We start from the raw sequence: 12,107 nt of genomic DNA, 5'->3' as shown, positions 1-12,107 counted from the left end.
TCCGATGTCCGTTCACGACAGCCACCCCCTCGATTATCCGATCTGGACTGCGCTGACGACCACGCAGCGGGCGTTGGCCGAAGGCGATGCCCGCGCGCGGCGCTATCCGGCCGAGATCACGCCCTTCGCAGCGATGAAGGACACGTCGCCCGAAAGTTTTGCAGCGCTCGCAGCTCTGATGTCGCCGCAGGACATCGCCGTGCTGTTCACGCCGGATCCCGTGAAGCCGCCCGCAGAATTCAAGATCGTGCTGGCGGAGACCGGCGAGCAGATGATCGGGACGCCGGTTGAAACGCCAGCCAACGGCTTCGATATCGTCACCCTTGGTGTGGATGACGTTCCCGCGATGATCGAACTGACCGAGCTCACCAAGCCGGGTCCGTTCAACGCACGGACCCGTGAGCTCGGCACCTTTCTCGGCATCCGCGTCGACGGCCAGCTTGTAGCGATGGCCGGCGAGCGGATGAAGCCGGCTCAATATACCGAGATCACCGCGGTCTGCGTGCATCCGTCCCATCGCGGCCGCGGCTACGGACAGATGCTGCTATCGGCCATCTCGCGCCAGATCGCATCGCGCGGCGAAATTCCGTTCCTGCACGTCTTCACCAACAATCACTCGGCCATCGCGCTCTATAGGCGCCAGGGGATGGAAATCCGGCGCCGTCTTCATGTGACGGTGTTGAAAAAACAGGACTGATCGTCCAGCGATGCACGCCTTGACCGACACCTTTCTTACGCGTTGCGTGTGCCACTCGGTCCTCGGTCCGGTCCGGGATCCTGGCCGGCGGCTACCTTGGTCAGCCTGTCGAGATAGTGCGCCCAACCCTTGGAATGGCTGTCGCGGGTTGCCTCGGTGGGCAGGCCGCTATGCGTCATGCGCAGCAGCGTGCCACCGTCACGTTCGATTAGATCGATCTCGATCAGGCCCGATCCCGGCGGCACTTCCTCGTTGCCTTCCCAGCCAAAGCTGTAGGCGAGACGGTGAACAGGCACGACCTCGCGGAACGCGCCGCGCGCCGTCGCGCTGCCGACGCCTTTCAGGAGGTACATGCCGTCCGGGTGCATCTCCGTCACTGCCTCGCTGCCCATCCATTGCACGATCTTCTCAGGGTCCGTCAGGAAGGCGAACACGCTGGCGCGGGGAGCGGCGATGTGGGTCTCGCGCTGGAGCACAAACGATTCAGTCATCGAAAAAACCTCGTGGGTCGTTGGCAGGGCGCGCTGATGCAACCAGCGAGTGCCTAAGGTAAGTGCCGTGGGTGACAATGCAACATCGCTGCCGCATGATCGATCCATGCAACTGAGTCCGCCGCTGACATGGCTGATCGATGCAGCCAGCACTTCGCCGGGCGCCGACCGGTTCCTCGCCGAACTCGGCACGCGCCTGATCGCCGACGACGTGCCTCTTGCCGGCGGGGCGCTGACGCTCGCCGTGCCGCATCCGATCGTCGCCCGCCGGACCTGGCTATGGCGGGCCGAAAACGGCGAGGTGATCGAGGCGGTGGGATTCGCTCCGGCGGGATTCGGCGGCGCAGGGGATTCATCGGGCGATGCCGGGCGGCGCTGGTTGAGCGGGCTTGCGGGCGGTGCAGTGCATGAAGACAGCGTTGGCACGGGAGCAGGCGGGCCGGTGCTCGGCTGGATCGGGCCACGCCGGTTCACGGAAGCGGAAGCAAATCGATTGCGCGAAGCCGCCCGCTTTGCCGCAGCGCCGCTTGCCGCACTCTCGGCGCGCGCGACGCTATCGGCTGCGCTCGAGGCTTATCTCGGCAGGCGCAGCGCCGCGCGCGTGCTGGCAGGTCCGCTGCGGCGCGAGGTCGGCGAGACCATTCGAGCGGTGTTGCTCTACGCCGATCTGCGCAGCTTCACCGCGCTGTCCGAGGCGGAGCCCCCCGCTTCCGTCATCGAATCGCTGGGATCATGGTTCGACTGCATTGCCGGTTCGGTTCACGCGTTTGGCGGCGAGGTGTTGAAATTCATCGGCGACGGCGTGCTCGCGATCTTTCCGGTCACAGGCGACAGGCCTCGCGACGCCTGCGACGCGGCGTTGCGCGCGGTTGCTTCCGCAAAGGCCGGAATGGCGCATCTCGACATAGCGAGGAGAGAGCAACGGCTACCCTGCCTGTCGTTCGGTGTTGCGTTGCATCTCGGCGAAATTCTGTGGGGCAATGTCGGTGCGGCCGACCGGCTGGATTTCACCGCGATCGGGCCTGCCGTCAATCTGGTCAGCCGGCTCGAAGGCCTGTGCCGGCCGCTCGGCCGGACGGTGCTGATTTCGAGCGCGGTCGCTGCCGAAACAAGCGCGACGCTGATCCCGCTAGGAACGCATGCATTGCGTGGCATCGCATCGTCCTGCGCCGTCTACACCGTGCCGGACGGTTAGAGCTGGTCGGAATTCCATCACGAAAACGTTAAACCAATCGGTTGACTGTTGGCGTTGCCTGACTATACTAAACCATATGGTTGAATATTCGGCACATCTCGACGCTGTTTTTCATGCCCTCGCGGACCCAACGCGCCGGGCGATGCTTGGACAATTGGCCGAACGCGAACTCACGATCGGGGAACTGGCGACGCCGTTCCGGATGAGCTTCGCCGGCGCATCGAAACATGTGCGCGTGCTGGAGAATGCCGGGCTGGTGAAGCGGACGATCCGCGGTCGCACCCATCTGTGCCGCCTCGAGGCGGCGCGGCTCGCGGAAGCCGATGCATGGCTGAAGCGTTACGAGCGCTTCTGGAACACCAGTCTCGACAGATTGGAAGCGCTGTTGCGTGCGGAAGACGAGGCAAAGGCGAGGAAGTGAAGGAGTAGAACCATGAATTCGACGACGAAGCCCGAAGCCTATGGCGAATTGCCCGAGCCCACGACGCTGAAAATCCAGCGGCTGCTGCCCGGCCCGATCGAGCGCATCTGGGCCTACCTCACCGACAGCGAGTTGCGCCGCAAATGGCTGGCGGCAGGCGACATGGAGATGAAGGCCGGCGCGCCGTTCGAGCTCGTCTGGCGCAACGACGAATTGACGGATCCGCCCGGCAAAGCCCCGGCCGGCTTTGGCGGCGAGCATCGCATGCAGAGCCGGATTACCGAATTCGATCCACCCCGAAAATTGTCAATCACCTGGAACAGCACGGGTGATGTCACGTTCGAACTGGAGCCCAAAGGCAAGGGCGTGCTGCTCACGATCATCCATCGGCGCTTCCCCGACCGCGCCACGCTGCTCAAGCACATGGCCGGCTGGCACATGCATCTCGATGTGCTGATCGCCCGTGCCAGCGGCGAAGAGCCGGCGCCGTTCTGGGATGGCTGGAGCGGCCTCATGAAGGAATACGACGCGCGCCTGCCGGCCTGACGCTGCACGTCGAAGCACAAGCAACTAGCATCACAACAACAGGAGGTTAGCCATGCAGATTCACACCGTTTCGGCCCAGGAATGGGAAGCGGCCCGCCAGCAATTGCTCGTGAAGGAAAAGGCCATGACCCGCGCCCGCGACGCGCTCGCTGCCGAGCGTCGTCGGATGCCATGGCTGGCTGTCGAGAAGGAATACAAGTTCGAGGGCCCCAACGGCGAGGCAAGCTTGCGCGACCTGTTCGAGGGCCGTCATCAACTGATCGTCTATCGGGCCTTCTACGAACCCGGCGTGTTCGGTTGGCCCGACCATGCCTGCCGCGGCTGCTCGATGGTGGCCGACCAGGTCGCCCACGTCGCTCATCTCAATGCCCGCGACACCACGCTCGTGTTCGCCTCGCGCGCGCCGCAGCCGGACATCGCGCGGCTCAAAAAGCGAATGGGATGGGAGATGATCCCTTGGATCACCGTCACCGATAGCTTCGATGCCGACTTCGGCGTGGACGAGTGGCACGGCACCAACGTGTTCTTCCGCGACGGCAACAAGATCTACCGCACCTACTTCATCAACAACCGCGGCGACGAGCAGATGGGGGGCACCTGGAACTACCTCGACATCACGCCGCTCGGCCGTCAGGAGGTCTGGGAAGATTCGCCCGAGGGCTATCCGCAGACGCCGACCTACAAGTGGTGGAATTGGCACGATAGCTACGTCGAAGGCGCAGCGCCCGACAAGAGGTGGGTCGAGGTGTCGGACGCCGGCGAGGCCGCGTTCCGCAAGCAGAGCGCAGGCACGAAGGGATGAGCGAGGCCTCTCACAGCAACCTGAGAGGTGCTGCGAGCTGTGATCACGACGGCGCCGCGGCCGCGCTTGCCATCGTCAGATGGCTGTCGCTTGCGGCCGCGCCGACCTTCGCAATCATGGCGCTGCTTACTGCTGTGGTTGGCGGTGGCCCGCTGGATGGTCTTTGTTCGGCGGCGAGCGCATCGCCGGTGGGCGGGATGGTCCCGATGTACCTGCTGATGAGCGCCTTCCATTCGGCGCCCTGGCTGAAGCTGATCTCGCGCCGATGAGGCGGGCAGGGCGACGTCATCAGGCGTGCGGAATTAGTCAGCTCGGCATGGGTGGCTTTTTGGTCAGCGATTTATCGCAATGCCTTCGTCAGACAGGTGTCACGCGTTCGAAAAGGTGCTGATAGCGAAGCACCAGACCCCGATTATCCACCTCGAGGTCCGCCTCAAAGCCTGCCGAGACCCCGAGGTCCACGTAGCGTACTCGGTTCGGTCCGATGCGGTCATATCGTTGACGGGAACGCTGGACGGTCATAGTGGCTGCGTCAACGAAGCAGGTGTCGAGCGTGCGGCTTTCCCCCGCGCCGGCAGGCGTCCGGAGGATCGGGAATGTATTGCAAAATGGAGTCACGGAGAGATCCGGCTCCTCTGCACCATCGAGGTCGGCACGCCGTTGGCCATCAACGCGCCAGCCGTCGTCCGTTCGTTCAAGGTTGAGGCGGCTGAGCCCGGTCGGTCCCCATCGCGCGACATCCAGCGACTGGGCCCGCCAATCTGGGGTCAACGTCCAGCGGTGGTCGAGCTGAAAGCCGCCGTCCTCCATGCAGATCACGGTTGATTCCGCCAACACGGCATCAGCGGAAAGGCTGAGCATCAAACGCTCGAGACCAATTACGTCGGTGCGTCGCCAGAACAGAATTTCGGGGTCTTCGGGCATGGCTCGTCCTCGAACTGGATTTACTCGGCGGGCAACGATCAAGGTTACCGTCAGGTTCCAGCCGCCACTGTCATGCCGGGGCCGGCGCGCTGAAGTCAGATCGAAGCCTTTGCTTGCTGGTCGCTCGCATGAATCGCCGGCGACTGATATGTCTCTCCCTCTCTCGCTCAAACGAAAGCAGGAATTCGATGGCACGCGTCCGCTGTATCACCGAAATGGGCATGGGCGTCGACGTTCACGGACGCGATGCGACCAAGGCCGCCAAGCGTGCCGTGTCGGACGCCATCCGTCACTCCAGCCTCGGCTTTTTCCGAATGCTGGGAAAGACCGCCAACGACATGTTCGTGGAGGTTACCGTCGCGGTTCCAGACCCGAGCGGGGTCGATACGGCAGCCGTTGCCAAGGAACTGCCTTACGGGACGGTGAATGTGACTGCGGTGAGGGGCGGGCTGGAAATTCCTGCCGAGAGCGGAAGCGACTCCATCATCATTGCCAACGCTGCCGTGATTGTCAGTTTTGACGACGGCAAGACGGGCTGAATTCGTTTCAGTGCCAAATCAGGCCGGCGCCGACGTCAGTGCGATCAATCAGAAGACCTGGAACAGAAGGCCTGGAACAGAAGGCCTGGAGCACCCGATGACAACGCAAGACAGCAGCACCTATTGGAAGCGATCGCGGGTGGAGTTGCGCGCCGCCGGGTTCGATCCGGACCGCGCTGCCGAGACCAATGCGGTGGTGACCATCGCCAGCGCCTGGACCAACGCCCATCGCTGCAACAACCGCGTTCGCGCTATCACCGATCTCCTGGTGGAAATTCTTGCCGAGCGCGGCGGGCAGGGGCTGGTCGTCGGTGCGCCGGCGGTGTCGGATGCCTTGACGCAGGGCACGCCGACCGCGGGTTATAGTCTCGCGTCGCGCGACGTTGTCGCGGACTGTTTCGAGATCGGTCATTACGCGCACCATGGCGATGCGATGATCGTGATCTCCGGTTGCGACAAGACGGGAGCTGCGGCGCTGATGCCGCTGGCGCGGACGAATGCTTTCGGCCTCGTGCTCTATCCCGGCACCAGCACGCCGGGCCGCGTGTCGTTCGGCGCATGGGCGAGCAAAGGTAACAATCTGACGATCATGGATTACGCCGAGGCGCGCGCCGCCAGTGAGTCCGGCCGCCTCTCCGGCGAGGAGCTGCTGGAAGTCGAACGCAACGTGATGCCGGGCAGCGGCACCTGTGGCGCGATGTTCACCGCCAACACCATGAGCACGATCGCGGAATCGATCGGCATGATGCTGCCGTGCGGCGCCTCGCACCCCGCCGACTACAACGCCGGCAGCGACATCCACGCCGATGTCCGCGCGCAGGCCCGCGCCTCGGTCGACGCCCTGTACCGGCTGATGCAAGCGGGCATCCGGCCACGCGACATCATGACCGAGCGCGCCTTCGAAAATGCGATCTCGACCGTTTATGCAATGGGCGGCTCGACCAATATGTACCTGCATCTGCTCGCGGTCGCGCGCGAGGCCCAGGTGCCGATCACGATCGAACGCATCCAGCAAGTCGGCGAGCGTGTCCCGCTGCTCGCCAATTTGCAGCCGCATGGCCCGTTCGCGATGGGTAGCCTGCATGCGATCGGCGGCGTGCCGGTCGTCATGAAGGAACTGATGCGCGCAGGTCTCTTGCATGGCGACGTCATGACGGTTACCGGCAAGACGCTGGCGGAAAATCTCGCCGATGTTCCGTCGCTGGAGCAGATGCCGCCGCAGGAGATCGTTTTTCCGGTGTCGAAACCGATCGCCCCGGCGAACAATCACATCAGCGTCTTGAAGGGCAATCTCGCACCGGAGAGCTGCCTGCTCAAACTATCGGGCAAGACCCTCGAAAAGGGGCAATTTCGCGGCACCGCGCGCGTGTTCGAGTCCGAGGCCGATACGATGGCCGCGATCCGCGCCGGCGAGATCGTGTCGGGCAACGTCATCGTCGTGCGCAATGTCGGCCCGGTGGGCGGTCCTGGTATGCCGGAAATGGTAATGCTGACCATTCAGTTGCAGGGACAGGGTCTCGGTGAGGACGTCGCGCTGATTACCGACGGCCGCTTTTCCGGCGTCTCGCATGGCATCCTGATCGGCCACGTCTCGCCGGAAGCCGCGCGCGGCGGCCCGATCGCTGCGGTGCGCGACGGCGACACCATTGTCATCGACCCTGGCGCCCGAACCGTGAATCTCGAAGTGTCAGCGGAGGAGATCGCGCGGCGCATGGCCGATTGGCGCGCACCAGCCTCGTTGGCCGCGATACGCCCGGGATCGGTGCACGACAAGTACATCCGGCTGGTGTCGTCGGCGCATCATGGGTGTGTGTTGTAACGCGTTATGAGAAGGGTTGGCTGCGTGAATGCGCGGACCGGATCGACGCTGCTATGTCGGCGATCGACCTGACCAGGATCAGCGGATGATCCTTTGAGGCAACAAAACCGCGCCGCATCCAGAAATCCGCGGCCTCGATGTCGACCGCATTGACGATGAGCGCTCGCCCGCCAATCAGGCCGGCCGCTGTTACGCAACGTTGCAGCGCATGCTTAAGCAACCCGGTACCAATTCCTTTACTCGCGTAGTTTTGATCCGCCGCAAGCTGTCCCAGCAGCAGGCAAGGAACAGGGTCGGGCGGCTGACCGGTGCGGATCGATCGTGGCAGCATAGCAGGAAGGACCGCCGTCGGCGCGAGGCCGTAATAGCCGACGACTCGATTGGCTTCATGCACGACCAAAACGGCCGTGAAACCCTTCTCTTGATTGGAGAGCGCGCGTGTTTTCAACCATCGATCCAGAGACGGCTTGCTACAGGAAAACTCGGAGGCATCGTGATCGGCGGCAATCGGTTCGGGAGCCGAAATGACCACCTTCTATTTCTCAACTTTTGTGTCCCTGGATTCCCACGGAGCCTTGCGTTGCAACAGTTCGACCATTTCAGGTACCGGGCGCGCAGGTTGCGAAAGAACTTCGACAAAAGCCTTGAAGCCCGCCGGACTCATCCGAATGGGTGCAGTCTCCATTAAAATATCCTCTGCAGCGCGGACCGCTGCTTCGCGCACGAAATCGGTGCGCGAATGGCCGCGCAACGTAGCCGCACGATCGATAATCGCGATGTCCGTCTCGGGCAGTCGCATCGACAGTGGATGGTCTTTCCGTTTTACGGCGCGCGCCATCAGGGAATCTCCAGAAGAAGGCAAGACAGCTTGTAGTGTGTTTTACAATACAAGGATTTCGCTCGCTTGATGTTCTTGTTCAGGCTCCCGGTTCATGATCTGTTCTAGTCTGCCATGGACAAGTTTGCAAGCACTAGTAGTGCCCGATTATTTCTCGCAGTCGTTCCTGACGCGCGTACGGCGGAACGGATCCATCGGGTGGCAGGCGTGCTCAAACGCGCTCATAAATTCGATGGCAAGCTCATCGCGCCAGACCGGCTGCACGTTTCGCTGTTCTCTCTCAGCGGTTTGCCGGACCGGCAGCTTTGCGCCGCACGCGACGCTGCCACGGAATTGCGGACCGCACCGTTCGAGGTCTCGTTCGATCGCACGGCGAGCTTTCGCGGGCGGGGCAATCGTCCGTTTGTCCTGATTGGCGAAAAGGGATTGCGCCGCTTGCAGTCGTTTCGGCAAATGCTCGGTGTCGCGATGGCGCGCAGAGGGCTAAGGCGGATTGCCAACACGAATTTCACGCCGCACGTAACGCTTCTGTATGACGCGCGCGGCGTGGACGAGTATCCGGTCGAACCGGTTGTCTGGACCGTGACGGAGTTCGTGCTGGTGCACAGCCAGAGAGGCCATCGGCATCTCGCGCGATGGTGCCTGCGCGCGTGACAGATCACGGCAGCGAAACGGCAGAAGCTCCGCATGGCATCATTTCGTTGCGGCAAGCCTCTGCATCATCTCCTCGATCGAGTTGAAGAAATGCGTTGGACCCGCCGCTTGCAGCGCGGCGGGCAGGGCGTAGCCCCATGCCACCGCGCCGGAATCCATCCCGGCCGCCTTGGCGGCTTCGATGTCGCGGATCTCGTCGCCAATGCAGATCGTCTCCGCCGGCCTTGCTTGCAGCCGTCGCGCGACCCGTCGAAACTTCCAGTGCTTGCCGAATACCGCGGCGCCACAGTCAAAGCGGGCGATCAGGGCGGTGGCGGGACCGAGCACCTGCCGGACGGATGCCTCGCTGTCGGAGCTGACGATCGCGGTCTTGACGCCAAGGCGCTGAAGGTCGGCAAGCATCTCCGGGATGCCGGCAAACAGCGATGTCTCGTTCGCCGCCGTAAGCTTGCGCTTTCGGATGTCGTTGACGATGGCCGGAAGCTGCCACATGGACACGCCCAGCCGCGCCATGATTTCCCGCGCCGACAGCCCGCGCATCCCCTCCAGTTCCTCCGGCGTGGTCGGCTTGAGGTCGAAACGCGCGATCACGTCCTGAAAGGAAGCGCGAAACCAGTCGATCGTGTCGGCGAGCGTGCCGTCAAAGTCGAAGATCGCAAGGCGATAGCGTGTCATGGGGAAACTGGCTTTCAGCGTGTCATTTGTCGTCGCCGCCGAAATAGGCGGGCTTGCCGGTGGTCCAGGTTTCGCCCCAGAGCTGACCGCCGCCGTCCACGGTCAGCGTTTCGCCGGTGACGAAGTTGGCCGAAGGACCGGCGAGAAAGACAGTGGCTTCGGCGATGTCCCAGGGTGAGCCTGTGCGCATCATCGGGTTCGAGCGCGGGTAGGCGGCGCGCGCCTCCGGCGAATAGACGTTCCATCCCTCAGTTTCGATCGCGCCAGGCGCCACGCAATTGACCCGGATATTCAGGGGCGCCCACTCGACCGCGACGGCGCGCGACAGCCCGATGACGCCGCTCCGCGCGGCAATCGTGTGCGCGATGCCGTAGAGGCCATGCGTCGTAACGACCACGATGTTGACGATGCTGCCGGGATGCTTGTGGTCGCGCCAGCGTTGCGCTGCGGCCTGCATCATGTACCAGGTGCCGTTCAGATTGGTGTTGATGACGGCATTCCAACCCTTCACCGAAAAATCGATCGCGGCTTGGGGAAATTGCCCTCCGGCGCTGTTGATGAGGCAGTCGACGCGACCTTGCGCGGCCCAGATCGTATCGAACAGGGCGCTCGCTGCGTCGGGCTCCCTGATATCGGCGACATGCGCGGATGCCTTGAGGCCTCGGCCCGTCAATCGGGCGACGAGCGCATCGAGCTTGCCTCCGTCGCGCCCGACCACGGCAACATGCGCCCCCAGCCGCGCGAACAGCCAGGCGATCGCCCGCCCGATGCCGCCAGCCCCACCCGTTACGACGACGACCTGATCCTTCAGCGCATCAGCCGCGAACATGGTCGGATGAGTCGCAAGCTCCTCATCGGTCAGACCGAGCTTCGCCGGAGACGGTTGATCGGTCATGAACGGTGCGGACCCTTGTTATATGCGGCATCGGCCGTACATTAGCCGCGCAACAACGACCATGCAAAACGAGTTTTGATGACCGATCTCTCCGCCTTTTCGATCACCAAGCGCTGGCCCGCCAAACATCCCGATCGCCTTCAGCTCTATTCGCTGCCGACGCCGAACGGCGTCAAGGTCTCGATCATGCTGGAAGAGATCGGCTTGCCCTACGAGGTGCATCTGGTTGACTTCAACAAGGACGACCAGAAGACACCGGAATTCCTGTCGCTGAATCCGAACGGCAAGATCCCGGCCATCCTCGATCCGGATGGTCCCGGAGGCAGACCGCTGCCGCTATTCGAGTCCGGCGCGATCCTGCAATATCTCGCTGACAAGACCGGTAAGCTTCTGCCGGCCGATCCGGCGCGGCGATACCAGACCATCCAGTGGGTACATTTCCAGATGGGCGGGATCGGACCGATGTTCGGGCAGGTCGGCTTTTTCCACAAATTCGCCGGCAAGGAGTATGCCGACAAGCGTCCGCTCGATCGCTATGTCGCTGAGTCGAAGCGCCTGCTCGATGTGGTGGAAATGCGGCTTGCCGGACGGCAATGGATCATGGACGACGAATATACCATCGCCGATATTTCCATGCTCGGCTGGGTGCGCAACCTGATCGGCTTCTACGGTGCGCGCGATCTCGTCGCGTTCGATACGCTGAAGCAGGTGCCGGCATGGCTGGAACGCGGGCTCGCCCGGCCGGCGGTGCAGCGCGGGCTGGAGATACCCAAGCGGCCTTAAGCGGCGTGCTTGAGCAGTTCGTACACGATCGGATTGTCGGCACAGGCGCCGAAGCCGCATTCGAGCAGCGTCGTCACTACATTGGCCGCCGTGAGCGCGATCACGAGCCATACCGCGATTTGCGCGAAGGCGCCGCCGGTGACCGGCAGCACGGCGCCGTCTTCCTCGAACTGGCGATCGAACAGCAGGATCGCCGCGAGCAGCACGATAGCGGCAACGAAGCCGATCAGCGCCCAGGTATAGTAGTGATAGCCGAGCAGCGCCGAACCGTAGCCGGCGTCGCCAGGCAAGATGTGCAGCAGTACCTGGCGGGTCGATGCGGCAGCGCCTGCCACCGCCGCCAGCAGCGACATCGCATAATGGCTGGGACGGGGGCCGAAGCGGATATTGAGGATCGGACCGACGGCCAGTGCCGCGAACAGGATGCGCTGCAGCAGGCAGAGCGGGCAGGGCAGCTCATGAAGAATGAACTGCGCTGCATAGGCCGCCGCCAGCACCGTCGCCACCGCGTAGAGGCTGAGTGCGTTCAGCGCAATGGCACGCGCCTGGGTCATGCGTGCCTCAGAACGACAGTTTCAGCGTATCGGTCGCGTGATGCAGATAAGTAGCGACGCAGGCGATCAGCACGACCCCGAACAGGCCGAGCGCCAGCGGACGCCGACCGCGCCAGGCGATCAGCATCACGATGACCATGGCCAGAAACAATACGGTGAATTCCATCGGTTTGGCCCCCGGCAGGAAAAGATGCATCAATCTATGATAGATTCGCCAATCTGCTTAACGCTAATCCGGTCCGGCAGGACCAATAACGACATTCCGGAATGCAAC

General features: G+C 63.1%; 18 protein-coding genes. 10 read left to right on the top strand and 8 right to left on the bottom strand.

Going from position 1 to position 12,107, the window contains the following annotated elements:
• The first annotated feature begins 4 nt into the window (after nt 1-4).
• Nucleotides 5-697 carry a GNAT family N-acetyltransferase gene (locus LMTR13_RS23035; protein ID WP_065729818.1) on the top strand — a complete coding sequence of 231 codons (693 nt, stop codon included), beginning with the start codon at nt 5-7 and terminating at the stop codon, nt 695-697.
• Between the two features lie 35 nt (nt 698-732).
• Here the strand turns inward: LMTR13_RS23035 and LMTR13_RS23030 are convergent, their stop codons facing one another.
• On the bottom strand, nt 733-1,188 hold the full coding sequence (locus tag LMTR13_RS23030; protein WP_065732913.1) for an SRPBCC family protein: 456 nt from the start codon (nt 1,186-1,188) through the stop codon (nt 733-735).
• A gap of 106 nt (nt 1,189-1,294) precedes the next feature.
• Between LMTR13_RS23030 and LMTR13_RS23025 the strand changes: the two genes are divergently transcribed.
• The 5 genes from LMTR13_RS23025 (at nt 1,295) to LMTR13_RS23005 (ending at nt 4,421) form a co-directional block, all read left to right on the top strand.
• A complete protein-coding gene (locus LMTR13_RS23025) occupies nt 1,295-2,383 on the top strand; it encodes an adenylate/guanylate cyclase domain-containing protein (RefSeq protein ID WP_065729817.1) in 1,089 nt (362 codons plus the stop codon).
• A 76-nt stretch (nt 2,384-2,459) separates the two neighbouring features.
• On the top strand, nt 2,460-2,804 hold the full coding sequence (locus tag LMTR13_RS23020; RefSeq protein ID WP_065729816.1) for an ArsR/SmtB family transcription factor: 345 nt from the start codon (nt 2,460-2,462) through the stop codon (nt 2,802-2,804).
• Between the two features lie 12 nt (nt 2,805-2,816).
• Nucleotides 2,817-3,350, top strand: coding sequence for an SRPBCC family protein (locus tag LMTR13_RS23015; protein ID WP_065729815.1), 534 nt, complete (start codon nt 2,817-2,819; stop codon nt 3,348-3,350).
• A gap of 52 nt (nt 3,351-3,402) precedes the next feature.
• Entirely contained in the window at nt 3,403-4,152 is a 750-nt protein-coding gene (locus tag LMTR13_RS23010) for a DUF899 domain-containing protein (RefSeq protein WP_065729814.1), read from the top strand.
• Entirely contained in the window at nt 4,149-4,421 is a 273-nt protein-coding gene (locus LMTR13_RS23005; RefSeq protein ID WP_065729813.1) for a hypothetical protein, read from the top strand. Before LMTR13_RS23010 ends, LMTR13_RS23005 begins: the two co-directional genes overlap by 4 nt.
• Before the next feature lie 88 nt (nt 4,422-4,509).
• Here LMTR13_RS23005 and LMTR13_RS23000 read toward each other — a convergent pair whose 3' ends face one another.
• Nucleotides 4,510-5,076: a putative glycolipid-binding domain-containing protein gene (locus tag LMTR13_RS23000; protein ID WP_065729812.1), complete on the bottom strand. Its 567-nt coding sequence runs from the start codon at nt 5,074-5,076 to the stop codon at nt 4,510-4,512.
• 188 nt (nt 5,077-5,264) lie between these two features.
• Here LMTR13_RS23000 and LMTR13_RS22995 point away from each other — a divergent pair, with 188 nt between their 5' ends.
• The gene (locus tag LMTR13_RS22995; protein WP_065729811.1) at nt 5,265-5,615 is read left to right on the top strand and encodes a Lin0512 family protein; all 351 of its coding nucleotides are present in this window, start codon (nt 5,265-5,267) and stop codon (nt 5,613-5,615) included.
• A 97-nt stretch (nt 5,616-5,712) separates the two neighbouring features.
• Nucleotides 5,713-7,434: a dihydroxy-acid dehydratase gene (gene ilvD, locus LMTR13_RS22990; RefSeq protein ID WP_065732912.1), complete on the top strand. Its 1,722-nt coding sequence runs from the start codon at nt 5,713-5,715 to the stop codon at nt 7,432-7,434.
• A 4-nt stretch (nt 7,435-7,438) separates the two neighbouring features.
• Here the strand turns inward: ilvD and LMTR13_RS22985 are convergent, their stop codons facing one another.
• A complete protein-coding gene (locus LMTR13_RS22985; RefSeq protein ID WP_065729810.1) occupies nt 7,439-7,966 on the bottom strand; it encodes a GNAT family N-acetyltransferase in 528 nt (175 codons plus the stop codon).
• Nucleotides 7,967-7,969: 3 nt separating this feature from the next.
• Nucleotides 7,970-8,272, bottom strand: a complete 303-nt coding sequence (locus tag LMTR13_RS22980) for a type II toxin-antitoxin system TacA family antitoxin (RefSeq protein ID WP_065729809.1) — start codon at nt 8,270-8,272, stop codon at nt 7,970-7,972.
• Between the two features lie 207 nt (nt 8,273-8,479).
• Between LMTR13_RS22980 and LMTR13_RS22975 the strand changes: the two genes are divergently transcribed.
• Nucleotides 8,480-8,926, top strand: a complete 447-nt coding sequence (locus tag LMTR13_RS22975; RefSeq protein ID WP_197520890.1) for a 2'-5' RNA ligase family protein — start codon at nt 8,480-8,482, stop codon at nt 8,924-8,926.
• A gap of 39 nt (nt 8,927-8,965) precedes the next feature.
• Here LMTR13_RS22975 and LMTR13_RS22970 read toward each other — a convergent pair whose 3' ends face one another.
• Nucleotides 8,966-9,601 (bottom strand): HAD hydrolase-like protein, encoded by a 636-nt coding sequence (locus LMTR13_RS22970; RefSeq protein WP_065729807.1) that lies wholly within the window; start codon nt 9,599-9,601, stop codon nt 8,966-8,968.
• A gap of 22 nt (nt 9,602-9,623) precedes the next feature.
• On the bottom strand, nt 9,624-10,496 hold the full coding sequence (locus LMTR13_RS22965) for an SDR family oxidoreductase (protein ID WP_065729806.1): 873 nt from the start codon (nt 10,494-10,496) through the stop codon (nt 9,624-9,626).
• Between the two features lie 78 nt (nt 10,497-10,574).
• On the opposite strand from LMTR13_RS22965, the gene LMTR13_RS22960 reads away from it, so the two are divergent.
• The gene (locus LMTR13_RS22960; RefSeq protein ID WP_065729805.1) at nt 10,575-11,279 is read left to right on the top strand and encodes a glutathione S-transferase N-terminal domain-containing protein; all 705 of its coding nucleotides are present in this window, start codon (nt 10,575-10,577) and stop codon (nt 11,277-11,279) included.
• On the opposite strand, the gene LMTR13_RS22955 is transcribed toward LMTR13_RS22960, so the two are convergent.
• Nucleotides 11,276-11,833 (bottom strand): disulfide bond formation protein B, encoded by a 558-nt coding sequence (locus LMTR13_RS22955; RefSeq protein WP_065729804.1) that lies wholly within the window; start codon nt 11,831-11,833, stop codon nt 11,276-11,278. The genes LMTR13_RS22960 and LMTR13_RS22955 overlap by 4 nt on opposite strands.
• A 7-nt stretch (nt 11,834-11,840) precedes the next feature.
• Nucleotides 11,841-11,999, bottom strand: coding sequence for a DUF5993 family protein (locus LMTR13_RS41805; RefSeq protein ID WP_197520889.1), 159 nt, complete (start codon nt 11,997-11,999; stop codon nt 11,841-11,843).
• Nucleotides 12,000-12,107 lie beyond the last annotated feature (108 nt).

It is taken from the genome of Bradyrhizobium icense (assembly GCF_001693385.1).
GTDB classification, from domain to species: domain Bacteria; phylum Pseudomonadota; class Alphaproteobacteria; order Rhizobiales; family Xanthobacteraceae; genus Bradyrhizobium; species Bradyrhizobium icense.
Note: the sequence above shows the minus strand (reverse complement) of the source record. Positions and strands in the feature narration are given on the sequence as shown.

Coding starts and splice junctions, on each gene's coding strand:
- LMTR13_RS23025 (WP_065729817.1), top strand. CDS start 1,295: ATGCAACTGAGTCCGCCGCTGACATGGCTGATCGATGCAGCCAGCACT.
- LMTR13_RS23010 (WP_065729814.1), top strand. CDS start 3,403: ATGCAGATTCACACCGTTTCGGCCCAGGAATGGGAAGCGGCCCGCCAG.
- LMTR13_RS22970 (WP_065729807.1), bottom strand. CDS start 9,601: ATGACACGCTATCGCCTTGCGATCTTCGACTTTGACGGCACGCTCGCC.
- LMTR13_RS22980 (WP_065729809.1), bottom strand. CDS start 8,272: ATGGCGCGCGCCGTAAAACGGAAAGACCATCCACTGTCGATGCGACTG.
- LMTR13_RS23035 (WP_065729818.1), top strand. CDS start 5: ATGTCCGTTCACGACAGCCACCCCCTCGATTATCCGATCTGGACTGCG.
- LMTR13_RS23005 (WP_065729813.1), top strand. CDS start 4,149: ATGAGCGAGGCCTCTCACAGCAACCTGAGAGGTGCTGCGAGCTGTGAT.
- LMTR13_RS23030 (WP_065732913.1), bottom strand. CDS start 1,188: ATGACTGAATCGTTTGTGCTCCAGCGCGAGACCCACATCGCCGCTCCC.
- LMTR13_RS22965 (WP_065729806.1), bottom strand. CDS start 10,496: ATGACCGATCAACCGTCTCCGGCGAAGCTCGGTCTGACCGATGAGGAG.
- LMTR13_RS22955 (WP_065729804.1), bottom strand. CDS start 11,833: ATGACCCAGGCGCGTGCCATTGCGCTGAACGCACTCAGCCTCTACGCG.
- LMTR13_RS23015 (WP_065729815.1), top strand. CDS start 2,817: ATGAATTCGACGACGAAGCCCGAAGCCTATGGCGAATTGCCCGAGCCC.
- LMTR13_RS23020 (WP_065729816.1), top strand. CDS start 2,460: ATGGTTGAATATTCGGCACATCTCGACGCTGTTTTTCATGCCCTCGCG.
- LMTR13_RS41805 (WP_197520889.1), bottom strand. CDS start 11,999: ATGGAATTCACCGTATTGTTTCTGGCCATGGTCATCGTGATGCTGATC.
- LMTR13_RS23000 (WP_065729812.1), bottom strand. CDS start 5,076: ATGCCCGAAGACCCCGAAATTCTGTTCTGGCGACGCACCGACGTAATT.
- LMTR13_RS22960 (WP_065729805.1), top strand. CDS start 10,575: ATGACCGATCTCTCCGCCTTTTCGATCACCAAGCGCTGGCCCGCCAAA.
- ilvD (WP_065732912.1), top strand. CDS start 5,713: ATGACAACGCAAGACAGCAGCACCTATTGGAAGCGATCGCGGGTGGAG.
- LMTR13_RS22995 (WP_065729811.1), top strand. CDS start 5,265: ATGGCACGCGTCCGCTGTATCACCGAAATGGGCATGGGCGTCGACGTT.